Origin of the sequence: Pseudomonas sp. Irchel 3H3 (genome assembly GCF_900187635.1) — a bacterium.
Lineage (GTDB): Bacteria > Pseudomonadota > Gammaproteobacteria > Pseudomonadales > Pseudomonadaceae > Aquipseudomonas.
This window is the reverse complement of sequence record NZ_FYEC01000007.1, coordinates 154546-179650: the sequence shown is the minus strand read 5'-3', so window position 1 is coordinate 179650 and position 25105 is coordinate 154546. Positions and strand designations below refer to the sequence as shown.

Annotated in this window: 24 protein-coding genes and 4 tRNA genes; 11 read left to right on the top strand and 17 right to left on the bottom strand. The window is 59.5% G+C overall.

Annotation, left to right across the window (positions count from 1 at the left end):
• Window positions 1-15 precede the first annotated feature (15 nt).
• Window positions 16-1221: an MFS transporter gene (locus CKW24_RS10925; RefSeq protein ID WP_095167802.1), complete on the top strand. Its 1206-nt coding sequence runs from the start codon at window positions 16-18 to the stop codon at window positions 1219-1221.
• A gap of 71 nt (window positions 1222-1292) precedes the next feature.
• Here the strand turns inward: CKW24_RS10925 and CKW24_RS10920 are convergent, their stop codons facing one another.
• From CKW24_RS10920 to CKW24_RS10875, 10 genes are all read right to left on the bottom strand, one after another.
• Entirely contained in the window at window positions 1293-3152 is a 1860-nt protein-coding gene (locus tag CKW24_RS10920) for a SurA N-terminal domain-containing protein (protein ID WP_095167801.1), read from the bottom strand.
• 231 nt (window positions 3153-3383) lie between these two features.
• On the bottom strand, window positions 3384-3656 hold the full coding sequence (locus CKW24_RS10915; protein WP_002552737.1) for an HU family DNA-binding protein: 273 nt from the start codon (window positions 3654-3656) through the stop codon (window positions 3384-3386).
• Window positions 3657-3803: 147 nt separating this feature from the next.
• A complete protein-coding gene (lon, locus tag CKW24_RS10910) occupies window positions 3804-6200 on the bottom strand; it encodes an endopeptidase La (protein WP_095167799.1) in 2397 nt (798 codons plus the stop codon).
• A gap of 182 nt (window positions 6201-6382) precedes the next feature.
• Entirely contained in the window at window positions 6383-7666 is a 1284-nt protein-coding gene (gene clpX / locus CKW24_RS10905; RefSeq protein WP_095167797.1) for an ATP-dependent Clp protease ATP-binding subunit ClpX, read from the bottom strand.
• 113 nt (window positions 7667-7779) lie between these two features.
• On the bottom strand, window positions 7780-8415 hold the full coding sequence (gene clpP, locus CKW24_RS10900) for an ATP-dependent Clp endopeptidase proteolytic subunit ClpP (RefSeq protein WP_095167796.1): 636 nt from the start codon (window positions 8413-8415) through the stop codon (window positions 7780-7782).
• A 91-nt stretch (window positions 8416-8506) separates the two neighbouring features.
• Window positions 8507-9817, bottom strand: a complete 1311-nt coding sequence (gene tig / locus CKW24_RS10895) for a trigger factor (protein ID WP_095167793.1) — start codon at window positions 9815-9817, stop codon at window positions 8507-8509.
• A 404-nt stretch (window positions 9818-10221) separates the two neighbouring features.
• A tRNA-His gene (locus CKW24_RS10890) sits at window positions 10222-10297 on the bottom strand.
• A gap of 78 nt (window positions 10298-10375) precedes the next feature.
• Window positions 10376-10460, bottom strand: a tRNA-Leu gene (locus CKW24_RS10885).
• A 57-nt stretch (window positions 10461-10517) separates the two neighbouring features.
• Window positions 10518-10593 (bottom strand) — tRNA-His (locus tag CKW24_RS10880).
• 32 nt (window positions 10594-10625) lie between these two features.
• Window positions 10626-10702 (bottom strand) — tRNA-Arg (locus tag CKW24_RS10875).
• Window positions 10703-10978: 276 nt separating this feature from the next.
• Between CKW24_RS10875 and folD the strand changes: the two genes are divergently transcribed.
• Both folD and pbpG read left to right on the top strand, forming a co-directional pair.
• Window positions 10979-11833: a bifunctional methylenetetrahydrofolate dehydrogenase/methenyltetrahydrofolate cyclohydrolase FolD gene (gene folD / locus CKW24_RS10870; protein ID WP_095167791.1), complete on the top strand. Its 855-nt coding sequence runs from the start codon at window positions 10979-10981 to the stop codon at window positions 11831-11833.
• Between the two features lie 238 nt (window positions 11834-12071).
• Window positions 12072-13010, top strand: coding sequence for a D-alanyl-D-alanine endopeptidase (gene pbpG, locus CKW24_RS10865; protein ID WP_095167790.1), 939 nt, complete (start codon window positions 12072-12074; stop codon window positions 13008-13010).
• 39 nt (window positions 13011-13049) lie between these two features.
• On the opposite strand, the gene CKW24_RS10860 is transcribed toward pbpG, so the two are convergent.
• Window positions 13050-13727, bottom strand: a complete 678-nt coding sequence (locus tag CKW24_RS10860) for a hypothetical protein (protein WP_095167788.1) — start codon at window positions 13725-13727, stop codon at window positions 13050-13052.
• A gap of 175 nt (window positions 13728-13902) precedes the next feature.
• On the opposite strand from CKW24_RS10860, the gene CKW24_RS10855 reads away from it, so the two are divergent.
• A complete protein-coding gene (locus CKW24_RS10855) occupies window positions 13903-14106 on the top strand; it encodes a hypothetical protein (RefSeq protein ID WP_095167786.1) in 204 nt (67 codons plus the stop codon).
• Between the two features lie 77 nt (window positions 14107-14183).
• Here the strand turns inward: CKW24_RS10855 and CKW24_RS10850 are convergent, their stop codons facing one another.
• Together CKW24_RS10850 and CKW24_RS10845 are read right to left on the bottom strand one after the other, a co-directional pair.
• The gene (locus CKW24_RS10850) at window positions 14184-14933 is read right to left on the bottom strand and encodes a TerC family protein (protein ID WP_095167784.1); all 750 of its coding nucleotides are present in this window, start codon (window positions 14931-14933) and stop codon (window positions 14184-14186) included.
• A gap of 29 nt (window positions 14934-14962) precedes the next feature.
• Window positions 14963-15214, bottom strand: coding sequence for a hypothetical protein (locus tag CKW24_RS10845; RefSeq protein ID WP_095167782.1), 252 nt, complete (start codon window positions 15212-15214; stop codon window positions 14963-14965).
• Between the two features lie 133 nt (window positions 15215-15347).
• On the opposite strand from CKW24_RS10845, the gene nhaR reads away from it, so the two are divergent.
• Window positions 15348-16244, top strand: a complete 897-nt coding sequence (nhaR, locus tag CKW24_RS10840; protein WP_095167780.1) for a transcriptional activator NhaR — start codon at window positions 15348-15350, stop codon at window positions 16242-16244.
• 4 nt (window positions 16245-16248) lie between these two features.
• Here the strand turns inward: nhaR and CKW24_RS10835 are convergent, their stop codons facing one another.
• Complete coding sequence (locus CKW24_RS10835; RefSeq protein ID WP_095167779.1) at window positions 16249-17403, bottom strand: MFS transporter; 1155 nt, start codon at window positions 17401-17403, stop codon at window positions 16249-16251.
• A gap of 301 nt (window positions 17404-17704) precedes the next feature.
• On the opposite strand from CKW24_RS10835, the gene sstT reads away from it, so the two are divergent.
• Window positions 17705-18937 carry a serine/threonine transporter SstT gene (gene sstT / locus CKW24_RS10830; RefSeq protein ID WP_095167777.1) on the top strand — a complete coding sequence of 411 codons (1233 nt, stop codon included), beginning with the start codon at window positions 17705-17707 and terminating at the stop codon, window positions 18935-18937.
• A 65-nt stretch (window positions 18938-19002) separates the two neighbouring features.
• Here the strand turns inward: sstT and CKW24_RS10825 are convergent, their stop codons facing one another.
• On the bottom strand, window positions 19003-19512 hold the full coding sequence (locus tag CKW24_RS10825) for a DUF1993 family protein (RefSeq protein WP_095167775.1): 510 nt from the start codon (window positions 19510-19512) through the stop codon (window positions 19003-19005).
• Window positions 19513-19641: 129 nt separating this feature from the next.
• Here CKW24_RS10825 and CKW24_RS10820 point away from each other — a divergent pair, with 129 nt between their 5' ends.
• Window positions 19642-20289 carry a YceH family protein gene (locus CKW24_RS10820; RefSeq protein ID WP_095167773.1) on the top strand — a complete coding sequence of 216 codons (648 nt, stop codon included), beginning with the start codon at window positions 19642-19644 and terminating at the stop codon, window positions 20287-20289.
• 36 nt (window positions 20290-20325) lie between these two features.
• Here CKW24_RS10820 and CKW24_RS10815 read toward each other — a convergent pair whose 3' ends face one another.
• Window positions 20326-21144, bottom strand: coding sequence for a shikimate 5-dehydrogenase (locus CKW24_RS10815; RefSeq protein WP_095167771.1), 819 nt, complete (start codon window positions 21142-21144; stop codon window positions 20326-20328).
• 245 nt (window positions 21145-21389) lie between these two features.
• Between CKW24_RS10815 and CKW24_RS10810 the strand changes: the two genes are divergently transcribed.
• The 3 genes from CKW24_RS10810 to CKW24_RS10800 all read left to right on the top strand — a co-directional run bounded on the left by CKW24_RS10810 (window position 21390) and on the right by CKW24_RS10800 (window position 22464).
• Window positions 21390-21743 carry a hypothetical protein gene (locus CKW24_RS10810; protein WP_095167770.1) on the top strand — a complete coding sequence of 118 codons (354 nt, stop codon included), beginning with the start codon at window positions 21390-21392 and terminating at the stop codon, window positions 21741-21743.
• Between the two features lie 247 nt (window positions 21744-21990).
• Window positions 21991-22185 carry a hypothetical protein gene (locus tag CKW24_RS10805; protein ID WP_095167768.1) on the top strand — a complete coding sequence of 65 codons (195 nt, stop codon included), beginning with the start codon at window positions 21991-21993 and terminating at the stop codon, window positions 22183-22185.
• A 96-nt stretch (window positions 22186-22281) separates the two neighbouring features.
• Window positions 22282-22464: a hypothetical protein gene (locus CKW24_RS10800; RefSeq protein WP_095167766.1), complete on the top strand. Its 183-nt coding sequence runs from the start codon at window positions 22282-22284 to the stop codon at window positions 22462-22464.
• On the opposite strand, the gene CKW24_RS10795 is transcribed toward CKW24_RS10800, so the two are convergent.
• Window positions 22461-23522 carry an AI-2E family transporter gene (locus CKW24_RS10795; protein WP_095167765.1) on the bottom strand — a complete coding sequence of 354 codons (1062 nt, stop codon included), beginning with the start codon at window positions 23520-23522 and terminating at the stop codon, window positions 22461-22463. The genes CKW24_RS10800 and CKW24_RS10795 overlap by 4 nt on opposite strands.
• Before the next feature lie 156 nt (window positions 23523-23678).
• Here CKW24_RS10795 and yegQ point away from each other — a divergent pair, with 156 nt between their 5' ends.
• On the top strand, window positions 23679-25004 hold the full coding sequence (gene yegQ, locus CKW24_RS10790) for a tRNA 5-hydroxyuridine modification protein YegQ (protein WP_095167763.1): 1326 nt from the start codon (window positions 23679-23681) through the stop codon (window positions 25002-25004).
• The last annotated feature ends 101 nt before the right edge of the window (window positions 25005-25105 follow it).

The window sequence follows — 25105 nt, the reverse complement described above, 5'->3', positions numbered from 1 at the left end:
ACGGACCTCATGCCCATGATCGAACCCGAACTGCTCGCGCCCTTGCCCTCGGTGGCGCCGGAGCGCGCCGAACGCCTGCCCTTAGGGGGATTGCTGGCGCTGGCCATCGCCGGCTTCATCACCGTGATGACTGAAGCCCTGCCCGCTGGTCTACTGCTGCCCATGAGCGAGGGCCTGAATGTCTCGCACGGACTGATCGGACAACTGGTCACGCTGTATGCCGTGGGTTCGTTGCTGGCAGCCATTCCGCTGGTGATCGCCACACGCGGCTGGCGCCGCCGTCCGTTGCTGCTGATCGCCATTGCCGGGTTCAGCATCGTCAACAGCGTCACCGCCCTGTCCGAAAGTTACGGGTTGACCCTGGTAGCGCGCTTTTTTGCCGGGGTCTTCGCCGGGTTGCTCTGGGCGCTGCTGGCCGGTTACGCCAGCCGCATGGTGGCGCCTCACCTGCAGGGACGGGCAATCGCCGTGGCCATGTTGGGGGCACCACTGGCCCTGTCCCTAGGCGTTCCAGCGGGCACCTATGTGGGAAATATGCTGGGTTGGCGCACGAGCTTCGCCCTGATCAGTGTCATCACCGTGGCGCTGATCGCCTGGGTCCGCTGGCAGGTCCCGGACTTCCCCGGACAAAGCGCCGACAAGCGCCTGCCGCTCCGCCAGGTCATCGCCCTGCCCGGCTTGAAGGCGGTGCTGTTCGTGACCTTGGCCTACGTGCTGGCCCACACGATCCTGTACACGTACATTGCGCCATTCCTCGAGCCCGCCGGCCTCACCGGGCAAACTGATCAGGTGCTGCTAGTGTTTGGCCTCGCGGCGCTTTTGAGTATCTGGATCGCTGGCCTGCTGATCGACCGCTGGCTGCGCCCCCTGATGCTGCTCAGTTGCTTGCTGTTTATCGTGGCGGCGCTGCTGATGGCGACGGCCAGCGAGTCGGCGCCGCTGATCTATGCCGCGGTGGCCATCTGGGGCCTGGGCTTTGGCGCTCTGGGCACCCTGCTGCAAACCGCCCTGGCGAAAGCGGCCGGCGACTCGGCGGATACCGCACAGTCGATGCTGGTGACCATGTGGAACCTGGGGATGGCCGGTGGTGGCCTGGCCGGCGGCGTGGTGCTCGAGCACCTGGGCGCCGTGACATTCCCCTGGCTGGTCAGCGCCTTACTGCTGTTGTGCCTGCTGGTGGTTTTCAACGCCCGCCAGCATGGGTTTCCCGCCCGGAGCTGATTGACGGCCAACAAAAAACCCCGGCCTGGTGGCCGGGGTTTTTGTTTGCAGCTTTACGCGTCAGTCAGGCATCAGTAACGCTTGACGTCGGCCTCGCTTTCCAACTGCTTGCGGTAGGCGGCAAAGTCTTGCTGGCCGACGCGGGACGCGAGGAAGCGGCGGTACTCAGCCTTCTCCTCGTCAGTAGGCGCAGCAGCTTCGTTCACCCCATTGAGGCGCACGATCACCAGGCTACCATCAGCCAGGGTCACGCTGTCGAAGCTCGGCTTATCCTTGGCAGCAGGCTTGGGCATGCGGAACAAGGCTTGTAGCACAGCAGGTTCGATACCTTCCTGACCACGGGTGGCCGCTTCGGTAACTTTCCAGCCCAGGCTGTCGATCGCGGTCTTGCCGTCGCGCAAGCTGCTAACCAGCTCCTCGGCCTTGGTCTTGGCCGCAGCACTGGCGTGCTCCTTGACCAATTGCGCACGAATCACGGTATCAACGCTGGCCAGAGGCATTTGCTCAGGTTTGCGATGCTCTTTGGCGCGCAGCACGATCACGGTTTCCGGATCCAGTTCGATGGCGGTGCTGTTGGCACCCTCATCCAACACTTCTGGACTGAACGCTGCAGCGATCACGGCACGGTTGGCCGCAACGCCTTCGCCACCTTCACGGCCAAACGGCGCGGAAGTGTGTACGGTCAGCTTCAGATCAGCTGCTGGCTGGGCCAGGTCGGAGGCTTCGAACGAGGAGTCCTCCAGTTGCTTGGTCGCCTCGACGAACAGTTGTTCGACCTGTTGGGTTTTCAGGTCGCGCGTCAGCTTGTCCTTGAGGCTGGCGAAGCTCGGGACTTCTGGCGCTTCAACACCCAGCAACTTGATCAGGTGGTAACCAAAGCTGGAGCGAACCGGCGCCGAGACCTGGTCTTTGTTCAACGCGTACAGCGCTGTTTCAAAGTCCGGGTCATAGACACCTGGGCCTGCGTAACCGAGGTCACCGCCATTGGCAGCCGAACCCGGATCCTGGGAGAACTCTTTGGCCGCGGCCTCGAAGCTTTCACCCTTGGCCAGGCGCGCTTGCACCTCTTCAATCTTGGCCTTGGCTTGCGCCTCGGTCACCTTGTCGTTGACTTCGATCAGAATGTGCGCAGCCCGGCGTTGTTCGGCCAGGTTGGCGATTTCTTTCTGATACGCATCCTGCAGCGCTTCGTCTTTCACGGTGACCTGGTCGAAGAAGGACGACTTCTTCAACTCCAGATAGTCGATGACTACCTGATCAGGTGTCATGAATTCCTTGGCGTGCTCGTCGTAGTAAGCCTTGACCTCGGCATCGGTCAGCTTGACCGAGGCAGGATCAGCCTTGACGTTCAGGGTCGCGAAATCACGGGTCTGTTTTTCCAGACGGGCGAAGGCAAGCACTTGGGCATCGGTGACAAAACCGCTACCCGCCAGGCCGGCACGCAATTGGCCGATCAGCATTTCCTGAGCCAGCATCTCGCGGAACTGCAGGCGGCTGTAGCCCAGCTGACGAACCACCTGGTCAAAACGCTCGGCACTGAACTTGCCATCGACCTGGAATTCAGGTGTCAGCAGGATCACTTGGTCCAGAGCCGCTTCGGAGAAAGCGAACTTCGAATCATGGGCGCCTTGCAGCAACAGTTTGCGATCGATCAGGCCTTTGAGGGCCGATTCGCGCAGCATTTTTTCATCCAGCAAGGACGCGTCGAAGTCCTTGCCCAGCTGTTGCATGAGTTGGCGGCGTTGCATATCAACCGCCTGGCTCAGCTCGTTCTGGCTGATTTCTTCACCGTTGACCTTGGCCACTTCGTTTTTCGAACTGGAGACCTGGAAAATGGCATCGACACCGGTCAAGGCCATCAGTGCAACGATGACCCCGATAATAGTCTTGGCAATCCAGCCTTGTGAATTGTCCCTGATATTTTGCAGCATGCGTCCCCCAGAAACGGTTGAACTTCAAAATTAGGCAACCGTGGAGCGTGGGTAGAATCCGGATAGAAGAAAGGCGCATCCGAGGATGCGCCTTCTCGTAACTGGCGGAGCGGACGGGGCTCGAACCCGCGATCCCCGGCGTACCAGGCAATATTCCAATCGCCTGTACTACCGCCCCGCTGCCAGGTCAGGCATGACCCCGACCCGGATAGGCAAAAAACCGAGTGAGGCTTAGTTGACAGCTTCTTTCAGTGCTTTACCGGCTTTGAAGCCTGGCTTTTTGGCAGCAGCGATTTCCAGAGTCTTACCGGTCTGTGGGTTACGACCGATACGAGCTGGACGGTCAGTCACGGAGAAAGTACCGAAACCTACCAGAACTACAGAGTCGCCGGCCTTGAGGGCACCAGTGACGGATTCGATTACAGCGTCCAGCGCACGGCCAGCAGCAGCTTTCGGGATATCAGCGGATGCAGCGATAGCATCAATCAGTTCCGACTTGTTCACTCTAAGTCCCCTTATATCTATTTGAGATGATTCTAAGTTTTTTGGTGAAAGCAAAAACGAGTGCTGAATGGCCTACAGACACTTAAGAGCCGCTTTATATCAAGGGCTCTAAAAAACTGTCAAGGAAGCCCCCCAGGCTAATACGTACTAATGCGTGCTAATTCTTTCCTTAGAGTCAGACTCGCGTTTTTCATCCTTTGCAACTATCTCGGGAGCCACATCGGGCAAGGGCTCCGGCGCGTATTGCAGCGCAATTTGCAGGACCTCGTCAATCCATTTAACCGGTTTAATCTGAAGATCTTGCTTGATGTTGTCGGGAATTTCCTTCAGATCGCGTACGTTCTCTTCAGGAATGATCACCGTCTTGATCCCGCCGCGATGTGCCGCCAGCAGTTTTTCCTTCAGGCCACCGATGGCCAGGACCTGACCGCGCAGGGTGATTTCGCCGGTCATGGCGACATCCGCCCGTACCGGGATCCCGGTCAGTGCCGACACCAGTGCCGTGCACATGCCTACACCCGCACTAGGACCGTCTTTGGGCGTAGCCCCTTCCGGCATGTGGATGTGGGTGTCGCGCTTCTCATGGAAGTCCAGGGGGATCCCCAGGCTCTTGGCCCGACTGCGTACAACCGTCAGGGCTGCGGTGATCGATTCGACCATCACATCGCCCAGCGAACCGGTCTTGATCAATTGCCCCTTGCCCGGGACCACGGCCGCTTCGATGGTCAGCAATTCACCGCCCACCTGGGTCCATGCCAGGCCCGTCACTTGGCCCACCTGGTCCTGCTGCTCAGCCAGGCCGTAGCGGAATTTGCGCACGCCCAGGAAGTGCTCGAGCATGTCGGCCGTAACCTTCACCGAGAAGCGTTTTTCCAACGCGTGCTCTTTGACAGTCTTGCGGCAGACCTTGGCAATCTGGCGCTCCAGCCCACGCACACCGGCTTCGCGGGTGTAGTAGCGGATGATGTCGCGGATCGCTTCGGCTTCAAATTCCAGCTCGCCCTTCTTCAGGCCGTTGGCCTGGATCTGCTTGGGCGACAGGTATTTGACCGCAATGTTGATCTTCTCGTCTTCGGTGTAACCCGGCAGGCGGATCACTTCCATACGGTCGAGCAGCGCCGCGGGAATGTTCATCGAGTTCGAGGTGCACAGGAACATCACATCGGACAGGTCGTAGTCGACTTCCAGATAGTGATCGTTGAAATTGTGGTTCTGCTCGGGGTCGAGTACTTCCAGCAAGGCCGATGCCGGGTCGCCTCGCATGTCGCTGCCCATCTTGTCGATTTCATCGAGCAGGAACAGCGGGTTGCGCACCCCTACTTTGGTCATCTTTTGAATCAATCTTCCTGGCATCGAACCGATGTAAGTACGGCGATGACCACGAATTTCCGCTTCGTCACGCACGCCACCCAGGGCCATACGGACAAATTTACGGTTGGTGGCGTGGGCAATCGACTCGGCCAGGGAAGTTTTACCGACCCCAGGAGGACCGACCAGACACAACACCGGACCACGAATTTTCTTCACGCGCTTTTGCACGGCGAGGTATTCGAGGATCCGCTCTTTGACTTCTTCCAGACCATAGTGGTCGGCGTCGAGAATGTCTTCGGCACGCGCCAGGTCCAGGCGGACCTTGCTCTGCGCCTTCCAAGGCACCTGGACCAGCCAGTCGATGTAGGTGCGCACTACGGTCGCTTCGGCCGACATCGGCGACATTTGCTTGAGCTTGTTCAGCTCAGCCAGGGCCTTGGCCAGTGCATCTTTTGGCAGGCCGGCGGCATCGATGCGCTTTTTCAGCTCTTCGACTTCGTTGTGGCCTTCTTCGCTGTCGCCGAGCTCTTTCTGAATGGCCTTCATCTGCTCATTCAGGTAGTACTCGCGCTGACTGCGCTCCATTTGTTTCTTGACCCGGCCACGAATGCGTTTTTCGACTTGCAGCAGGTCGATTTCCGCATCCAGCAACGCCAGCACGTGTTCGACACGGGCCGACAGGTCGAGAATCTCGAGGATTTCCTGCTTCTGCTCGATTTTCAGCGCCATGTGCGCGGCCATGGTATCGACCAGGCGACCTGGCTCGTCGATGCTGTTGAGCGACGACAGGACTTCGGCAGGGACTTTCTTGCCCAGTTGAACGTACTGTTCGAACTGCGACAGCAAACTGCGAACGAACACTTCCGACTCGCGCTCTGGCGCGTCGACTTCGTCGATCAGGGAAACTTCGGCACGGCAGTGGCCGTCCACTTCAATGAAACGCTCGACAGCACCACGTTGCTCACCCTCGACCAGCACCTTGACGGTGCCATCAGGCAGCTTGAGCAATTGCAGCACGGTGGCGATGGTCCCGACGCGATACAGCGCGTCTTCTCCGGGATCGTCGTCGGCAGGGTTTCTCTGGGCCAGCAGCAGGATCTGCTTGTCGCCCGTCATCGCGGCCTCGAGGGCTTCGATAGATTTCTCGCGCCCCACGAACAGCGGGATAACCATGTGCGGATAAACCACGACATCACGCAATGGCAGGAGAGGCAATTCGATGGTTGTCTTCATGATTTCGCCTCTACGGCGGCCATAAGGCCGTAAACAGATGGAAGTAAGCTTGAAACCAAGATGGGGGCTGCCTTGCAAAAAAACAAGCTGATTAACAGCGCTCGATAAAGATCGCAGCCGGCAACAGCCTGTACAAAAGCAAAGGGGCCCGAAGGCCCCTTCTTTATCCAGCAGTGCGACGCTTACGCGTCTGGCGCTGCCTTGGCAGCCGGCTCACTGTTTTCATAGATATACAGTGGCTTGGACTTGCCTTCTATAACGCTTTCATCGATCACTACTTTACTCACCTCGGACTGCGAGGGGATTTCGTACATAGTGTCGAGCAGTACACCTTCGAGGATCGAGCGCAATCCACGGGCACCGGTCTTGCGTTCCAGGGCACGTTTGGCGACCGATTTCAGGGCGTCGGAGCGGAACTCCAGATCAACGCCTTCCATCTCGAACAGCTTGGCATACTGTTTGGTCAGAGCATTTTTCGGCTCGGTGAGAATCTGCATCAAAGCAGCCTCGTCGAGCTCGTCCAGCGTCGCCAGCACCGGCAGACGGCCAACGAATTCCGGGATCAGACCGAACTTGACCAGATCGTCAGGCTCGACTTCACGCAGGGACTCACCCACCTTTTTGCCTTCTTCCTTGCTGCGAACTTCTGCGTTGAAACCGATGCCGCCCTTGGTGGAACGGTTTTGAATAACCTTTTCCAGACCGGAGAACGCACCACCGCAGATGAACAGGATGTTACGAGTGTCGACCTGCAGGAATTCCTGCTGCGGATGCTTGCGACCACCTTGTGGTGGAACGGAAGCGACCGTGCCTTCGATCAACTTGAGCAAGGCTTGCTGCACGCCTTCACCGGAAACATCCCGGGTGATGGACGGGTTGTCAGACTTGCGCGAAATCTTGTCGATTTCATCGATGTAGACGATGCCCATTTGAGCTTTCTCTACGTCGTAATCGCACTTCTGCAGCAACTTCTGAATGATGTTCTCGACATCTTCGCCTACGTAACCCGCCTCGGTGAGGGTGGTCGCGTCAGCGATGGTGAACGGTACATTCAGCAGACGAGCCAGGGTTTCGGCAAGCAGGGTTTTACCCGAGCCTGTCGGGCCGATCAGCAAGATGTTGCTCTTGCCGAGTTCGACGTCGTCATTCTTCTTGTCACGCTGGTTCAGGCGCTTGTAGTGGTTGTATACCGCTACGGCCAGAACCTTTTTCGCACGTTCTTGACCAATCACATATTGATCAAGGATGCCGCTGATTTCTTTAGGCGAAGGCAATTTATGCGCGCTGCTCTCGGCCTGGGCTTCCTGCACCTCCTCACGGATGATGTCATTGCACAGGTCGACGCACTCGTCGCAGATAAAGACCGAGGGGCCGGCAATCAATTTGCGCACTTCATGCTGGCTTTTGCCACAGAAGGAGCAATAGAGCAGCTTGCCGTTGTCCTCGCCGTTGCGGGTGTCAGTCATTCGTTCGATCCAAATCCGATAGGCTTGCAACACAAGATGAAGGCTATTGCGGGCTTTTTCAAGCCCGCCGGTGATCAGACCAGCCCACCAAGCCTATTTTGAGCTGCTTATTTTTAAGCTGGGCGCTGGGCGATCACTTCGTCGATCAGGCCGTACTCACGCGCGGCTTCTGCACTCATGAAGTTATCGCGGTTGGTGTCACGCTCGATTTCTTCCAGCGTGTGCCCGCTATGCTTGGCCATCAGCGTATTGAGACGCTCACGGATGAAGAGGATTTCCTTGGCATGGATTTCGATATCCGAGGCCTGGCCCTGGAAACCACCCAGTGGCTGGTGAATCATCACACGCGAGTTCGGCAGGCAATAACGCTTGCCGGCAGCACCGGCCGTCAGCAGGAATGCACCCATGCTGCACGCTTGACCGATACAGGTAGTCGACACGTTTGGCTTGATGAACTGCATGGTGTCGTAGATCGACATGCCCGCTGTCACCGAACCGCCCGGGGAGTTGATATAGAGATGGATGTCCTTGTCCGGGTTTTCCGCTTCAAGGAACAGCAGTTGCGCACAGATCAGGTTGGCCATGTAGTCCTCTACCGGACCAACCAGAAAAATCACCCGCTCCTTGAGGAGGCGCGAGTAGATGTCATAGGCGCGTTCGCCACGAGCAGACTGCTCGACAACCATCGGGACCAGGCCGCCTGCGGCCTGGATATCAGAGTTCTGCTGAATATACGAATTACGGAACATGCTCTGCAGTCACTCCCAAATAGTTATGTCTTGAATACGCATAAGCCAGCTCGAAGGCTGGCTTATGTGTGTGCTTCTAACGCAAAAACAATCAGTCGGCTTGTGGAGCTTCTACCGGCTTGACCGCTTCTTCGTAAGAGACCGATTTGTCGGTCACGCTAGCTTTCTGCAGAACAGTATCCACAACTTGCTCTTCCAGCACAACCGAACGAACTTCGTTCAGCTGCTCGTCGTTTTTGTAGTACCAGGACACTACTGCTTCTGGCTCCTGGTAGGCCGAAGCCATTTCCTGGATCAGTTCACGTACGCGGTTTTCGTCAGGCTTGAGGTCGAATTGCTTGACCACTTCAGCCACGACCAGACCCAGCACAACGCGACGCTTGGCTTGTTCTTCGAACAGCTCGGCAGGCAGTTGATCAGGCTTGATGTTGCCACCGAACTGCTGAACAGCCTGCACGCGCAGACGGTTCACTTCGTTCTCCAGCAGGGCCTTGGGCACTTCGATCGGGTTGGCGGCCAGCAGACCGTCCATTACCTGATTCTTGACCTTGGATTTGATCGCCTGACGCAGCTCGCGCTCCATGTTCTTACGAACTTCGGCGCGGAAACCGTCGATGCCAGACTCTTTGATACCGAACTGGGCGAAGAATTCTTCGGTCAATTCAGGCAGTTTCGGCTCGGAAACAGTGTTCACGGTCACGGTGAACTCGGCTGCTTTGTTAGCCAGGTCCAGGTTCTGGTAGTTTTCCGGGAAGGTCAGGTTCAGAACGCGCTCTTCGCCCGCCTTGGCGCCTACCAGGCCTTCTTCGAAGCCCGGGATCATGCGGCCAGAGCCCAGCACCAGCTGAGTACCCTTGGCGGAACCACCGGCAAACACTTCGCCGTCAACCTTGCCAACGAAATCGATGTTCAGTTGGTCGTCGTTCTGGGCAGCGCGATCGACTGCTTCGTAACGTACGTTCTGCTTGCGCAGGATGTCCAGCATCTTGTCCAGATCAGCGTCCGCCACGTCAGCGCTCAAGCGCTCGACTGCGATGGATTCGAAACCGGCAACGGTGAACTCAGGGAACACTTCGAACACAGCAACGTATTCCAGGTCCTTGCCAGCTTCGAGCGATTTTGGCTCGATCGATGGCGAACCTGCCGGGTTCAGCTTCTGCTCAACCACAGCTTCGTAGAAGGAGGACTGGATCACGTCGCCTACAGCTTCCTGGCGAGCATCAGCACCGAAACGGCGCTTGATTTCGCTCATTGGCACTTTGCCTGGACGGAAGCCAGCAATCTTGGCCTTTTGGGCAGTCTGCTGCAGACGCTTGTTGACCTGAGTCTCGATGCGCTCAGCCGGCACGGTGACGCTCATGCGGCGCTCAAGAGCAGAAGTATTTTCAACAGAAACTTGCATGGATATTCCTCGTTGCACAGACGTTAGCCGGCCGTTTCCGACCCCAGAATCAAGGGCATGCATTCTAGTGGGTCAAACTCAAGAAGTCACCCTACTGAGAACGGGTAAAAAAGCAGCAGGCAATTTATAAGGGCGGATACAACAAAGCACCTCGCCCCCATGGCAAATACAGCCAATCACGCCAGGGCTCTGCGCCAACCCTTCCTTTATATAGAAGAGGCGACTGGGCATGACCCCGACAGCCGATCCTGCGAGCAGGAACAGCGGGCAGCGCAGCATCATCGAGAAACACAAATACGACGAAACGCCCTGCCCCTACGGCCCAGTACCTGCAGCCGCTGAACTTTCTAGCCAGCAAAAACAAAAAAGGCGCCAGACTGTTAAATCTGGCGCCTTTCGAAATATGGGGTGGACGATGGGGATCGAACCCACGACAACGGGAGTCACAATCCCGTGCTCTACCAACTGAGCTACGCCCACCATATTGCGTAACAAAGAAGCCAAATCACTTCTTCGTTGAACCCCGCCCATGCCAACCGACATGAATGAAGCTTTATTTGGTGCGGATGAAGAGACTCGAACTCTTACGCCTCGCGGCGCTGGAACCTAAATCCAGTGTGTCTACCAATTCCACCACATCCGCGAGTTGAAGCCTTTAAAGCAAAGGCGCCAGACTGTTAATCGGGCGCCTTTCGAAATATGGGGTGGACGATGGGGATCGAACCCACGACAACGGGAGTCACAATCCCGTGCTCTACCAACTGAGCTACGCCCACCATATCGCGTTACTTGTGCCAAAGCTGCCTAATGGCGCACCCGGCAGGACTCGAACCTGCGACCATCCGCTTAGAAGGCGGATGCTCTATCCAGCTGAGCTACGGGCGCCTTATTAATCTGTACTCTTGGAGGACTACAAACTAAGTGCTTTCCAGTCTTGCAGAATGTTGATTCCGCTCGACCTTCCTAACCAGTGCTAGGCTGTGCCCGACAAGTGCGACGAATAGTATAGAGCCACCTACAGGTCGTCAAATGATTTTTGAGAAAAATTCATTTAATTAAAGGGCTTAGGGGAATTTGCAGACCAAGCGCCTTTGCCCTCACGTCCTGGCATGCGAGAATGCGCTCTCTTTTCTTCCCCCTCTCGATGGTTAATCACGCGCAATGACTGCACAACTAATCGACGGCAAATCGATCGCCGCCAGCCTGCGCCAGCAGATCGCCAAACGTGTTGCCGAGCGTCGCCAGCAAGGTCTGCGCACGCCAGGCCTCGCGGTGATCCTGGTCGGCAGCGATCCCGCCTCTCAGGTTTATGTCTCGCACAAGCGTAAAGACTGTGAAGAGGTCGGCTTCCTCTCCCAAGCCTACGACCTGCCCGCTGACACCACCCAGCAAGCCCTGACCGACCTGATCGACCGTCTCAATGAAGACCCGAACATCGACGGCGTGCTGCTGCAGCTGCCCCTGCCGGAACACCTGGACGCCTCCAAACTGCTGGAACGCATTCGCCCGGACAAAGACGTCGACGGTTTCCACCCTTATAACGTCGGCCGCCTGGCCCAGCGCATCCCCCTGCTGCGCCCGTGCACCCCTAAAGGCATCATGACCCTGCTGGAAAGCACCGGGGCCGATCTCTACGGGATGGACGCGGTGATTGTCGGCGCATCCAACATTGTCGGTCGCCCGATGGCGATGGAACTGCTGCTGGCCGGCTGCACCGTGACCGTGACCCACCGCTTCACCAAGGACCTGGCCGGCCACGTCGGCCGCGCCGACCTGGTGGTAGTGGCCGCCGGCAAGCCGGGCCTGGTCAAGGGCGAGTGGATCAAGGAAGGCGCGATCGTGATCGACGTCGGCATCAACCGCCAGGACGACGGCAAGCTGGTCGGCGACGTGATCTACGAAACCGCCCTGCCCCGCGCTGGCTGGATCACCCCGGTGCCAGGCGGCGTCGGCCCGATGACCCGTGCCTGCCTGCTGGAAAACACCCTGTATGCCGCGGAAACCCTGCACGGGTAACTCTGGGCTCGAGCTGGTGTTTCAAAATGCAAACCCCGTCCCTTGGCGGGGTTTGTCGTTTCTGGGCACCGCCAGCGGCTACTCGTCGAAAAGCCCTGTTTTTTACTCGAAAACAAGGGCTTTGCGCTGCCCAGCGAAGAACATTCGACAGTTCCTCAGCTACGCTCATAAAATGTAACGTTTTTCTGGAAAAAGCCCGTTGCACAACGGCATACCCACATTTATCGAGTCCACTCGCGTGAAAATCCGTCTTTCTATCCTGAGTCTCTTTTTGGCATTTTCAGGCACCGTCTTGACGCCGAGCGTCAACGCGGCAGAAACCACCGCAGTACCTCGCGACACCTCGAAACTGCATATTGCCTCCGGCAGCGCGATGCTGATCGACCTGCAGACCAACAAGCTGATCTACGCCAGCAACCCGGACGTGGTGGTACCCATCGCCTCGGTCACCAAGTTGATGACCGGCCTGGTGGTGCTGGAAGCCAAACAGAACATGGAGGAATACATTTCCGTGTCGATCAGCGACACCCCGGAAATGAAAGGCGTGTTCTCGCGGGTCAAGATTGGTAGTGAGCTGCCACGCAGGGAAATGCTGCTGATTACCCTGATGTCCTCGGAAAACCGCGCCGCCGCGAGCCTGGCTCACCACTACCCGGGCGGCTACGTGGCCTTTATCGCAGCCATGAACGCCAAGGCCAAGGCGCTGGGCATGACCAGCACCCACTATGTCGAGCCCACCGGCCTGTCGACCAGCAACGTCTCCACCGCCCGCGACCTGAGCAAACTGGTGCAGGCGGCACGCAAGTACCCACTACTGAGCGAACTGAGCACCACCAAGGAAAAAACCGTGGCGTTCCGCAAGCCCAACTACACCCTGGGCTTTCACAACACCGATCACCTGGTGCGCAAGGATAATTGGGATATCCAGCTGACCAAGACCGGGTTTACCAACCAGGCCGGCCATTGCCTGGTACTGATTACCCGAATGGGTGGTCGCCCGGTTTCGCTGGTGATCCTCGATGCCTTCGGCAAGTACACGCACTTCGCCGACGCCAGCCGGATCCGCCAATGGGTCGAAACCGGCAAGAGCAGCACGGTACCGGCAGTGGCCTTGCAGTACAAAGCCGACAAGAACCTCAAGAGCCGCCAGAGCGGTGTGGCACAAACGGCGGATTGATCCGCCCCACAGTAAAACGGCGCCCAAGGGCGCCGTTTTTCATTTCTGGCTATTCAATGCCTGGGTCGCCTGGGCGGCCGCCTCTTCGCGCCCTGCCTGGCTTAGCTCATTGGCCGCCTGCAGCCAGCGCTGGCGATCAACCTTGGCCGGTATCTGCGTCGGTGCCTGTACCAGCACCGCCCAGCCACCTGCACTCTGGAAAGCCGACTCAAAGGACTTGAAGTCCATCAACAGGCGCTTTTCCAGGCCCGAGCGCAGCAACACCGTTTGTTTCTGTTGGTTGTAGCCGGCAAGCAAGGCATACCTCGGCTCTTTCCAGAATGCCGAACCCTCGGTGTAGCGCAGCCACACCGGGTAACCCGCGGCTACCTGGGTCAACAGTGCCGGCAGGTTGCTGTCCAGCGGATAGACCACCATCCCATATTCACGGGCCAGTTTCTGCATATTGTGCTGCAACTGCGCCTCGGCGCCGGGCAATCGCAAGGGTTTTTCCAGCAATCCCGGGGTAATCGTCACGCCCTGCTGCGACAGCAGGCTGGCCAGGGTCTGCGGGCCGCCCTGATAGGCGTCGCCCCGATAGAAGCGGCCACTGAGCTCGACACGCTCGGGCAGGCGCTTGATTTCCGGCTGCACACTCCCGGCACACCCGGCCAGGCTCAAGACGCAGGCGGTAGCCAGCAAGGCAAAGCGAAATCGAGGAAGTACCGGCAACATCATCACTCACTTGTTCAGGTGCCAGGCGTCAGCGTCCCGGCTTCGCCCCTGATCATAGCAGCGGTATAGCCTTAAACGGCAGTCGGCTGCGGCTGATAGAGCAAACTGGTTGGTGACTCACGACCATTGGTCAATAGCCTGCAACATCACAGCGGCTAGACTGACACCTGCGAGAAGCATGTGCCCGATGCAGGGCAAAGAGGAGGCACTGATGAGCCTGATCACCACCGTTGCGCTGCTGATCATTGGCTGGCTAGCCGTAGCGGCGGCCATGCTGTGGGGCGTATTGCGCATAACCCGCCGGCATCACCACGCCTACCGTGCGCCGCAAACCCCGACGCCAGAGCACAAACCCGAGCAACCCCACGCCTCTGCCCATTGAGCTGTACTACCCCCCACAAAACAAAACGGCCGCCTGCACCCTGGGTGCAGACGACCGTTGATTGTTGCCTTCAGACGTTACGCCTGTTGGGCCAGCTTCTTCTGCCGAGCTTTACGCGACAGCATGTTCAGCACCTCGATTGCCGCCGAGAACGCCATTGCCGCATAGACGTAGCCTTTTGGTACGTGGGCGCCAAAACCTTCGGCGATCAGGGTCATGCCGATCATGATCAGGAAGCCCAGGGCCAGCATTACCACGGTCGGGTTGTCATTGATGAACTTGGCCAGAGGCTCAGCCGCCAACAACATCACCAACACCGACACCAGCACCGCGATGATCATGATCGGCAAATGCTCGGTCATGCCGACGGCGGTGATGATGCTGTCGATAGAGAACACCAGGTCGAGCATCAGGATCTGGCCGATAGCCGCGGCAAACCCCAAGGTCACACCCGAGGTTTTCGACGTCGGATCATCCGGCGCCGGGTCCATGCTGTGGTGGATTTCCGTGGTGGCCTTCCACAACAGGAACAAGCCACCGGCGATCAGGATCATGTCTTTCCAGGAGAACGCGTGGCCTAGCACCTCGATCACCGGCGCAGTCAACTGCACGATGAAGGCGATGGTGCTCAACAGGCCCAGGCGCAGCACCAAGGCCATGCTGATACCGATCCGGCGCGCCTTGGCCCGATGTTGCTGGGGCAGTTTGTTGGTCAGGATCGAGATGAAGATCAGGTTATCGATGCCGAGCACGATTTCCATGACGATCAGGGTAGCCAGGGCGACCCAGGCAGTGGGGCTTGCAGCAAGTTGTAAAAGGTATTCCATGGGTCAGTCCTGACTCGGTGTTAAACGGATTAGATTTCCTGCGACGAACTTTGTTCTTTATCGCTATCGGCCGGGCTGTCTTTTTTGCCGATGATATTGCCGGTGGCATCGCTCAGCGCCTGTTCCGCCGCCTTGTGGGTCTCGTCGATCGCCAGCTTGGCCGACTCGGCCGCCTTGCCCATCAATTGCTGGGCACTTTTTTCAGCCTGGTCACAGCCCGTCAACAGCAGTGCGGAAACGGCCAGTACGGACGCTGCCGTCAGGGTCTTGAAGGTCTTCATGGTTTTCCTCGTTAGAACAGAGACGGCCGTAACAGCGGCCCGTCGATAGCGAGGCATTCTAAGGAGACTGACACTTCAGGAAAATTCGTATTTTTAGCGTCTATACTTCGGTTTTTACGAATCGGCGCTCGTCATGCTCAATTATCGGCAATTGCATTACTTCTGGGTCGTGGCCAAGACCGGCAGCATCGTGCGTGCGTGCGAGCAACTGAACCTCACGCCACAGACCATCAGCGGCCAGATCAGCCTGCTCGAACAAACCTATGGCATCGAGCTGTTTCGCCGGGTCGGGCGTCAACTGGAGTTGACCGAGGCCGGCCGCCAGGCCCTGCCCTACGCCGAGCAGATGTTTCAGTTGGGAGGTGAACTGGAAGCCCTGCTGCGGGCCCAGCCCAATGAACAGCAGATCGTGTTTCGAGTCGGCGTCGCGGACGTGGTGCCCAAGTCCATCGTCTATCGCCTGATCGCGCCCACCATGGAGTTGACCGAGCCGCTGCGCATTACTTGCCGTGAGGACAAGCTGGAGCGTCTGCTGGCCGACCTGGCGATCCAGCGCCTGGACCTGGTGATTTCCGACAGCCCCATGCCCTCGCACCTGGACATCAAGGGCTACAGCCAGAAACTCGGTGAATGTGGCATCAGTTTTTTTGCCACCCGGGAGCTGGCGCAACGCTACGGCAGCGACTTCCCCCATTGCCTGCACGGCGCCCCGTTGCTGATTCCCGGCCAGGAAACCGTGGTGCGCAGTCGTTTGCAACGCTGGTTCGCCGAGCAGAAAATCCAGCCGCGGATTGTCGGCGAGTTTGATGACAGCGCCCTGATGCAGGCGTTTGGCCAATCCGGCAGCGGGATTTTTATCGGCCCCAGCGTGATCGCCGATGAGGTCCGGCGCCAGTACGGTGTGCAGTTGATTGGCCAGACCGATGCGGTGACGGAGTCGTTTTACGCCATTTCAGTGGAGCGCAAGGTCAAGCACCCGGGCATCGTCGCCATCACCGAAGGGGGGCGCGAGCTGTTCACCAGTCTCTAGGGCTTCAGGCGCAGGCCACCGGCGCCTTGAACTTCATCAGCAGCAGGGCCAGCACGATCGACAGCACAATGAACCCGGCTGCGGCAAAGCCCAGGCTACCCAGGCCCAGGGTATCGATCACCCGCCCGCCCACCAGCGCGCCCAGGCCGATCCCCAGGTTGGCCCCGGCGATGTTCAGTGACGCAGCGAAGGCCGGCGCCTGGGGTGCGGCCTTCATCAGGCGCACATGGCTGACCAGGAACAACGCCGCCTGGGTCACGCCCCACACGCCCATCGCCGCCGCCAGCCCGAGTGTCGAGTGGATACTCGGCACCAGTGCCACCATGCCGCCGACCATGAAGCCACAAAACACCATGGACGCGATCAACGGATGGCGGTCGACCATGCGCCCACCCAGCGAATTGCCGATCAGGCCAACTGCACCGAAGCCCATCAGGCACCAGCCCACCAGCGTGCCGTTGAAGCCGGCCAGGCGCTCAAGAATATCCGCCAGGTAGGTGTAGGCAGTGAACATGCCGCTGAACACCAGGATCGACAACAGCACATGGCCTTGCATCAACGGGCTGCGCAGGATCTTGAACTGCGCGCGCAAGCTCACCTGTTGCTGGTGCAGATCGGTGCGGGGCAAGTAGATAAACAGCAGCAAGGCCTTGGCGAAGGCAATCACCGCGAGGATAGCGAACGCACTGCGCCAGCCAAATGCATCCGAGATCAGCGTGCCCACGGGGATGCCGAACACCGTGGCGCAGACGATCCCGAAGCCGATCTTGGCAATCGCCCGGCCGGCGTACTGCGGCCCGACAATGTCCACCGCCGTTTCGCTGGCCAGCGCCCAGAACACCGGCAACCCCAGGGCCGGTATCAGCCGTGCCAGGGCCATCACCCCGATGTTGGGCGCCAAGGCCGCCAGGGTGTTGGCCAGGCCGAACAGAATCAGCACGCTGATAAACAGTCGACGACGCTCGAACCGCGCGCAGTACGCGGTCAGGAACGGACCAAAGGCGGCGACGGTAAATGCGAACAGGGTCACCAGCAGCCCCGCCTGGGACACGCTGACCTCAAGGTCACGGGCAATCGAGGGCAACAGCCCGACAATGACAAATTCCGTGGTCAGCACGGTAAATCCGGCGGCTGACAACAGCAGGATGGGCAACAGCATGGAAAACTCCAGAAAACGACAACGCCAGCGATAGCCCGGGGGCTCACTGCACAGAGATGAAAAAAAGGATGGCGAATCTTAACAGAATGCGTCCCCGTACCGCAGCAACATGTGCCGAACCGCCTTCCAGGCTGGCGTCAGATCGTCACAGGTCTGCGGGATACGGCCTACGCTGTGCTAAAGTCCGCGCCCGCGAAAGACTGGACAGTTCGCGTTGCCTGCCGGTTCCGCCAGCCTGCCCGTTTGTTGCTGGCGGCCCCACATGGATTCACGGCACCCTAAAAAAATCAGAGATACCGCTATGACTGCTGCCCCGCCTACTCTTTTGCAAAGACTCAAACGCACCAGCCTGGTCACCCAGATCGTCATCGGCCTGATCGCCGGGATTGCCCTGGCCCTGCTTGCGCCTGATGCGGCGAAGTCCACCGCGTTCATCGGCAAGGTGTTTGTCTCGGCGCTCAAGGCCGTCGCCCCAATCCTGGTGTTCGTGCTGGTCATGGCTTCGATTGCCAACCACAAGCACGGCCAGGAAACCCACATCCGCCCGATCCTCTTCCTCTACCTGCTGGGCACCTTTGCTGCGGCCGTGGTTGCGGTGGTGGCCAGCACCCTGTTCCCGTCGAACCTGGTACTGGCGACACATGATGTGGCGATCAGCGCCCCCGGCGGGATCACCGAGGTCCTGCAAAGCCTGCTGCTGAGCGTGGTCGACAACCCGGTCAGCGCTCTGATGAACGCCAACTTCATCGGCATCCTGGCCTGGGCCATTGGCATGGGCGTGGCTATCCGCCACGCCGGCGAAACCACCCGCACCGTGCTGGGCGACCTGTCCAACGGGGTGACCCTGATCGTGCGCCTGGTGATCCGCTTTGCACCGCTGGGGATTTTTGGCCTGGTGGCCTCGACCCTGGCTACTTCGGGCTTCGGCGCGCTGGTCGGCTACCTGCACCTGCTGGCCGTGCTGCTGGGCTGCATGCTGTTCGTGGCACTGGTGATGAACCCAGCCATCGTCTACTGGAAACTGCGCCGCAACCCTTACCCGCTGGTATTGACCTGCCTGCGTGAAAGCGGGATCACCGCCTTCTTTACCCGCAGCTCGGCGGCCAACATTCCAGTCAACCTGGAGTTGAGCAAGCGCCTGGGCCTGCATGAAGACACCTACTCGGTCTCCATCCCGCTGGGCGCCACCATCAACATGGCCGGCGCGGCAATCACCATCACCGTGCTGACCCTGGCGGCTGTGCACACCCTGGGCATTGCCGTGGACATCCCCACCGCCATCCTGCTGAGCATTGTCGCGGCCATTTGCGCCTGTGGCGCCTCGGGTGTCGCCGGCGGCTCGCTGCTGCTGATTCCCCTGGCCTGCAGCCTGTTCGGCATCCCCAGCGAAATCGCCATGCAAGTGGTAGCGGTCGGTTTCATCATCGGTGTGTTGCAGGACTCGGCGGAAACCGCGCTGAACTCCTCCACCGACGTGCTCTTCACCGCTGCGGCCTGTATGGCCGAGGAAACCAACAGCGAGCAGACCGTGTAAAATCCGCCTCAACAAAAAGCCCGCCCAGGTTCACACCGGGGCGGGCTTTTTTGTTGCGCTGGGGTTTAGAACGCGCCCATGTAATCGCGCTTGCCGACTTCCACACCGTTGTGACGCAGGATCGCGTAGGTGGTGGTGACATGGAAGAAGAACTGCGGCAGGCCGTAGGTCAGCAGGTAGGACTGGCCGCTGATGCGCTTCTCTTTAGGCGTGCCTGGACGAGTAACGATCTCGATGCCTTCCTTGCCATCGATCTGCGCAGGCTGGATGCCGTCGATGAAGGCCAGGACCTTGGCGATCAACGCTTGCAGCTCGGCGAAGGTCACTTCGCTGTCGTCGTACTTCGGCAGCTCGACTTCAGCCAGGCGGGCCGAAACGCCCTTGGCGAAATCGACAGCGATCTGCACCTGACGTACCAACGGGAACATGTCCGGGAACAGGCGCGCCTGCAGCAGGGCATTAGGGTCGATGTTCTTGGCCGTGGCATGGGCCTCGGCCTTGTTCAGCACATCGCTCAGGGCGTTGAGCATTTGCTTGAAGACCGGAACGGATGCAGCGTACAGAGAAATAGTCATGGCAGTCTCGCTGGAGAGTGGGGGCTGTGAAGGATGGCGCGATTATAGCCATGCCTGAGGCGCCGTGCGGCTTGTCTTTTACTGTGCAAGGATTAGGCTAGACGGCTTCGACTGCATAGGGAAAGCGCGATGAGCACAGAACAAGAGACCTCCACCGAAGACTTGCGCCTGAGCAGCACCGAGCTGCGCATCCTCGGTTGCTTGATCGAGAAGCAGGCCACCAGCCCGGAAACCTACCCGCTGACCCTCAATGCCGTGGTTATCGCCTGCAACCAGAAAACCAGCCGCGAACCGGTGATGAACCTGAGCCAGGGTCAGGTCGGGCAAAGCCTGCGCGCACTTGAAGGGCGCGGTTTTACCCGATTGGTGATGGGCAGCCGCGCCGATCGCTGGGAGCATCGCCTGGACAAGGCGCTGGAGTTGGTGCCGGCGCAGGTGATCCTGACCGGGCTGTTGTTTTTAAGAGGTCCGCAGACGGTCAACGAACTGCTGACCCGCAGCGGCCGCATGCACGACTTCGAAGATGCCGAGCAAGTCGTGCATCAACTGGAACGCCTGATCGCCCGTAACCTGGCGCTGCTCATCCCGCGCCAGGCGGGCCAGCGCGAAGACCGCTACATGCACGCCTTGGGCGACCCGGCGGATATCGAAGCGATCCTCGCGGCGCGCCAGAACCCGGTGGAGCGCGGCAGCGCCAGCGGTGTGTCCCTGGAGCGCATTGAAGAGCTGGAAGCGCGAATTGCCGCGCTTGAAGAGCGCCTGGCCCGACTCGAGTAACCCTGCCGGGCCCGTCTACCCTGCCCCGCCGCCTGATCAGGCGCGGGCAAACGCCACCGCTTGCTGGAATTGCGCTTCGCTGGGGCGCACGCCGGTGTACAACACAAACTGCTCCAGCGCCTGGATGGCGATGACTTCAAGGCCGGTGATCACCTGCTTGCCAGCCGCCTGGGCCTGCACGATCAGCGGAGTTTGCGAGGGAATCGCCACCACATCGAAGACGATCTGCGCCTGATCGATCACCTCGGCCGGGAACGCCAGTTGCTCGGCCTCGCTGCCACCGGCCATGCCAATGGGCGTGACGTTGATCAGCATCTGCGGGCGCTCCTCGCCCAGTTCCGCTTGCCAGCGATACCCCAGCGAGTCGGCCAGGGCGCGTCCGGCACTTGCATTGCGGGCCACGATCAGGCCGTTGCTGTAGCCGCCATCGCGCAGGGCACTGGCAACCGCCTTGGCCATGCCACCGCTGCCGCGCAAGGCGAAGCTTGAAGCCTGCGGCACGGCGTGGCTCTTGAGTAATTGCGCGATCGCGATGTAGTCGGTGTTGTAGGCCTTGAGATGACCGTTGGTGTTGACGATGGTGTTGATCGAGGCGATGGCCGCCGCCGATGCGTCCAGCTCATCGACCAGGGCGATGCAGGCTTCCTTGAACGGCATCGACACCCCACAACCGCGGATACCCAGGGCGCGAATCCCCGCCACCGCCCCCGGCAGGTCCTGGCTGCTGAACGCTTTGTAGTAGAAGTTCAGGCCCAGTTGCTCGTACAGATGGTTGTGGAAACGCAGGCCGAAATTTCCGGGGCGCCCCGACAACGACATGCACAGTTGGGTGTCTTTGTTCGGGTTCATCAGCATGTGGAACTCCTTCGCTAAGCACTTTCAGACCAACGGGATTAGCCAGCCCGCAAACGTTGATCAATCATGACAAGGTGCCCGGCCCTGTTGGCGTAGCCGGGTCCGGACGGCGCTACAGACCTTACACAAAATTTACCCAGGCGCCTCGTGAAATCGCCAAAAAACGCTGTCTGAGAGATATCCCCGCGACACTTGCTGGCTCTATCGCAGAACCAGGCGCCGGGGAGACACAACGAGGAACCATCATGCTCCGTAAATTCCCTGCAATTGCCTTGCTGATCGGAGCCTTCGCTGTCGCAGGACAGGCCCAGGCCCACGGTGGTGGTTACTACGGATGGGGTGCGCCGGCGGCAGTCGGCGCGGTTGTCGGTGCCGTGGTCGCAGGCTCGGTGATCGCCAACTCGCAACGCCCCGTGTATGTCCAGCAACCGGTCTACCTCCAGCCGCAACCGGTGTACATCCAGCAACCGCCGCCGGTCTACTACCAGCCGCAGCCGGTGTATGTGCAACAACCGGTCTACTACCGCCCGGCACCGGTGTACTACGGCCCGCCCCATGGTTATTACGGCCCGCCCCGCTACTACGGTCCACGCTGGTAAGCGCTGGCCGATAAAAACCCCAGGCCTCGCATCGCTGCGGGGCCTGTTGCCGTTTTGCAGCCGATTGCATGTCTGAATAAATCTCGCCAAGGTCGCTGCCGGGACAATGCCTGCGGCAAGATGGCGCATGATGGATCCGACGAATAGCCTGGCTTGCGTCGCCCAGGTGTCATATTTATGTCATGACAGGACCGCAATCTCTATTCTGTCCGTCACAAACGGTTAATAAAAACAAGGACGACCCTCTATGCCCACGCAAAACCCGCACCGCATTGTCGGACTCTGCACCTCCAGCAAGGTCTATAGCGCACTGACCGAACTCAAGCACCTTGAGGGCCATCGCAGTGCCAAGTTTCTTTCGCTACTGGCCGAGAACCTGGTGCGCAAAGGCCTGCTCAATGAACACGAAGTCATGAACATGCTCGACCAGGTCGTCGACTGACCGCCCCAACGCCGTCAATGTCCACTATCGAGCGCGTTGATTGTCCCAGGAATCAGCGCGCCGGTAAGGTAGCTCCATCGATTGATGGAGGTACTTATGCCCAAGGTTCAGATCATGTCCGTGATTGGTAGCGCCGTCCCCGCGCCCCTCAGAGAGCTGGGATTGCTCGCCTGTTGGTATGTGGTGCAGGACGGCGAGGCCATCAGTGGCCCGCTGACCTCGCTGCCCGCCGCCCAGGCCCTGTCGCAACGCATCGGCAGTTTTACCCTGAGCGCTTAAGGCAACTGCACCCGCGGCTTGGTTTCGACGTACAGCGCCCAGCTGGAGATGAACAGTGCGGCGATCAACGGACCAATGACAAAACCATTGAGCCCGAAAACCGCCAGGCCGCCCAGGGTCGAGATCAGGATCAGGTAATCCGGCATCTTGGTGTCCTTGCCTACCAGGATCGGGCGCAACACGTTATCCACCAGGCCGATCACGAACACCCCGTACAACCCCAGGACCACCCCCTGCCAGACCGCACCACTGAGCAGGAACCAGGCTGCGACGGGCGCCCAGACAATCCCCGCCCCCACCGCCGGCAACAGCGACAGAAACGCCATCAACACCGCCCAGAGCAGCGCACTGGGAATGTCCAGGAACCAGAAGATCAGCCCACCCAGCGCGCCCTGCGTGACGGCCACCAGCAGGTTGCCTTTGACCGTGGCCCGCACCACGCGGTTTAACTTGAGCTGCAGGCGGCGTTTTTGATGCTCTTCCAAAGGCACTGCCGTGCGCAGCTTGCGCGCCAGTTCCGGGCCGTCGCGTAAAAAGAAGAACAGCAGGTACAGCATGATGAAAAAACTCACCAGGAACTCGAACGTGCCCTGACCGAAGCTGAACGCCTGGGTGGCAAAAAACTCGCTGCCCTGCATCGCCCCCTTGACGATTTTTTCCCGCAAGCCACTCAAGTCGCCCATGCCGAAACGATCCAGCAGGTGCTGGAAATACGGCGGCAGGCTGTGTTTGAACTGCGCCAGATAGCCGGCAATGTCCAGTTCGCCGCTCTCGATGTTCTTGTAGAGCGTGGCTCCCTCCTGCACCAGCAAGGCGCTGATGATGATCACCGGCAAGATCGCGATCACCAGGCACACGCTAAGGGTAAACAGCGAGACCAGGTTACGTTGCCAGCCAAACTTCAATTGCAGCCGATGCTGCAACGGGGCAAACACGATGCCCAGGATCACCGCCCAGAACACCGCACCGTAGAACGGCAGGAGAATCCAGATAAACGCCAGGGTGACCAGGACCAGCAGGACCATCAGTGATTTGTTCTGTATCGAGGAGTGGTTCATGTCCGATCCATGTCTGAAAAACGCCGACTGCGCCTTACAGGTTAGTCAGCCACGCAACGCGCGAGTGCCGTGATTTCTTCATCGAGCATAGATCCAGATCAATAAACGTCCGGCGCACCTGCCCTACCCTCGCGCCCTTTTGCGATCGACGCTGCCATGACTCTCGCCACGCCCGAACTGCTTGCCCCTGCCGGCACCCTGAAAAACATGCGTTATGCCTTCGCCTATGGTGCCGATGCGGTGTATGCCGGCCAGCCGCGCTACAGCCTGCGGGTGCGCAACAATGAGTTCGATCACGCCAACCTGGCCCTCGGGATCAGCGAGGCCCAGGCTCAGGGCAAGCGCTTTTACGTGGTGATCAACATCGCCCCGCACAACGCCAAGCTCAAGACCTTTCTCAAGGACCTCGAACCGGTGATTGCCATGGCCCCGGACGCGCTGATCATGTCCGACCCGGGCTTGATCATGCTGGTGCGCCGGCATTTCCCGCAGATGCCGATCCACCTCTCGGTGCAAGCCAATACCGTCAACTGGGCCAGTGTCGAGTTCTGGCAACAGCAAGGGCTGAGCCGGATCATCCTCTCGCGCGAGTTATCCCTGGAGGAAATCGCCGAGATCCGCCAGCAGGTACCGGCCATGGAGCTGGAAGTGTTTGTCCACGGCGCACTGTGCATGGCCTATTCCGGGCGCTGCCTGCTGTCGGGCTACATGAACAAGCGCGATGCCAACCAGGGTTCCTGCACCAACGCCTGCCGCTGGAAGTATGCAGCCCAGCCGGCAACGGAAAACCACGTGGGCCAGATCGTCCAGCAGTTTGCGCCGGAACCGACCCTGGGCCTCGGCACACCGACCGACCAGGTGTTCCTGTTGCAGGAAGCCAATCGCCCGGACGAACTGCTGCCGGCCTTTGAAGATGAGCACGGCACCTACATCATGAACGCCAAGGACCTGCGCGCCGTGCAGCACGTGGAGCGTCTGACGCACATGGGCGTGCATTCGCTGAAGATCGAAGGCCGAACCAAGTCGCACTTCTATTGCGCACGCACCACCCAGGTCTACCGCCGTGCAATCGACGACGCCGTGGCCGGCCGTCCGTTCGACCGCAGCCTGATGACTGACCTGGAATCCCTGGCCCAGCGCGGCTACACCGAAGGTTTCCTGCGCCGTCACGTCCACGACGAATACCAGAACTACCAGAACGGCAGTTCGGTCTGTGACCGCCAGCAGTTCGTCGGCGAGCTGACCGGCGAGCGCCGTGAACGCCTGGCCGAGGTCAAGGTGAAAAACCGCTTTGCCCTGGGCGACCACATGGAGCTGATGACCCCCAAAGGCAATTTCCACTTCGATCTGCAGCAGTTGCAGAACGCCAAAGGCGAGCCACTGGAAGTGGCACCGGGGGACGGCCACATCGTCTACCTGCCGATTCCGGATGCGGTGGACTTGCAATATGGGCTGTTGATGCGAGACGTGAACAAGGGCTGATCGTGGCCCTCGCGCCTACACAATCCCTCTAGGCACACACCCAGCCCCCTTGTAGGAGCGAGCTTGCTCGCGAAGAACGTCAACGATAACGCGCCCATCCA

What these genes read in the sequence shown, in the direction of transcription:
- nhaR (WP_095167780.1), top strand. Translation starts at nt 15,348, where the DNA reads ATGCTCAATTATCGGCAATTGCATTACTTCTGGGTCGTGGCCAAGACC.
- CKW24_RS10835 (WP_095167779.1), bottom strand. Translation starts at nt 17,403, where the DNA reads ATGCTGTTGCCCATCCTGCTGTTGTCAGCCGCCGGATTTACCGTGCTG.
- CKW24_RS10820 (WP_095167773.1), top strand. Translation starts at nt 19,642, where the DNA reads ATGAGCACAGAACAAGAGACCTCCACCGAAGACTTGCGCCTGAGCAGC.
- folD (WP_095167791.1), top strand. Translation starts at nt 10,979, where the DNA reads ATGACTGCACAACTAATCGACGGCAAATCGATCGCCGCCAGCCTGCGC.
- clpX (WP_095167797.1), bottom strand. Translation starts at nt 7,666, where the DNA reads ATGACTGACACCCGCAACGGCGAGGACAACGGCAAGCTGCTCTATTGC.
- CKW24_RS10810 (WP_095167770.1), top strand. Translation starts at nt 21,390, where the DNA reads ATGCTCCGTAAATTCCCTGCAATTGCCTTGCTGATCGGAGCCTTCGCT.
- CKW24_RS10860 (WP_095167788.1), bottom strand. Translation starts at nt 13,727, where the DNA reads ATGATGTTGCCGGTACTTCCTCGATTTCGCTTTGCCTTGCTGGCTACC.
- tig (WP_095167793.1), bottom strand. Translation starts at nt 9,817, where the DNA reads ATGCAAGTTTCTGTTGAAAATACTTCTGCTCTTGAGCGCCGCATGAGC.
- CKW24_RS10855 (WP_095167786.1), top strand. Translation starts at nt 13,903, where the DNA reads ATGTGCCCGATGCAGGGCAAAGAGGAGGCACTGATGAGCCTGATCACC.
- CKW24_RS10805 (WP_095167768.1), top strand. Translation starts at nt 21,991, where the DNA reads ATGCCCACGCAAAACCCGCACCGCATTGTCGGACTCTGCACCTCCAGC.
- CKW24_RS10925 (WP_095167802.1), top strand. Translation starts at nt 16, where the DNA reads ATGATCGAACCCGAACTGCTCGCGCCCTTGCCCTCGGTGGCGCCGGAG.
- clpP (WP_095167796.1), bottom strand. Translation starts at nt 8,415, where the DNA reads ATGTTCCGTAATTCGTATATTCAGCAGAACTCTGATATCCAGGCCGCA.
- CKW24_RS10815 (WP_095167771.1), bottom strand. Translation starts at nt 21,144, where the DNA reads ATGCTGATGAACCCGAACAAAGACACCCAACTGTGCATGTCGTTGTCG.
- CKW24_RS10825 (WP_095167775.1), bottom strand. Translation starts at nt 19,512, where the DNA reads ATGACTATTTCTCTGTACGCTGCATCCGTTCCGGTCTTCAAGCAAATG.
- CKW24_RS10920 (WP_095167801.1), bottom strand. Translation starts at nt 3,152, where the DNA reads ATGCTGCAAAATATCAGGGACAATTCACAAGGCTGGATTGCCAAGACT.
- CKW24_RS10795 (WP_095167765.1), bottom strand. Translation starts at nt 23,522, where the DNA reads ATGAACCACTCCTCGATACAGAACAAATCACTGATGGTCCTGCTGGTC.
- CKW24_RS10800 (WP_095167766.1), top strand. Translation starts at nt 22,282, where the DNA reads ATGCCCAAGGTTCAGATCATGTCCGTGATTGGTAGCGCCGTCCCCGCG.
- CKW24_RS10845 (WP_095167782.1), bottom strand. Translation starts at nt 15,214, where the DNA reads ATGAAGACCTTCAAGACCCTGACGGCAGCGTCCGTACTGGCCGTTTCC.
- lon (WP_095167799.1), bottom strand. Translation starts at nt 6,200, where the DNA reads ATGAAGACAACCATCGAATTGCCTCTCCTGCCATTGCGTGATGTCGTG.
- CKW24_RS10850 (WP_095167784.1), bottom strand. Translation starts at nt 14,933, where the DNA reads ATGGAATACCTTTTACAACTTGCTGCAAGCCCCACTGCCTGGGTCGCC.
- sstT (WP_095167777.1), top strand. Translation starts at nt 17,705, where the DNA reads ATGACTGCTGCCCCGCCTACTCTTTTGCAAAGACTCAAACGCACCAGC.
- yegQ (WP_095167763.1), top strand. Translation starts at nt 23,679, where the DNA reads ATGACTCTCGCCACGCCCGAACTGCTTGCCCCTGCCGGCACCCTGAAA.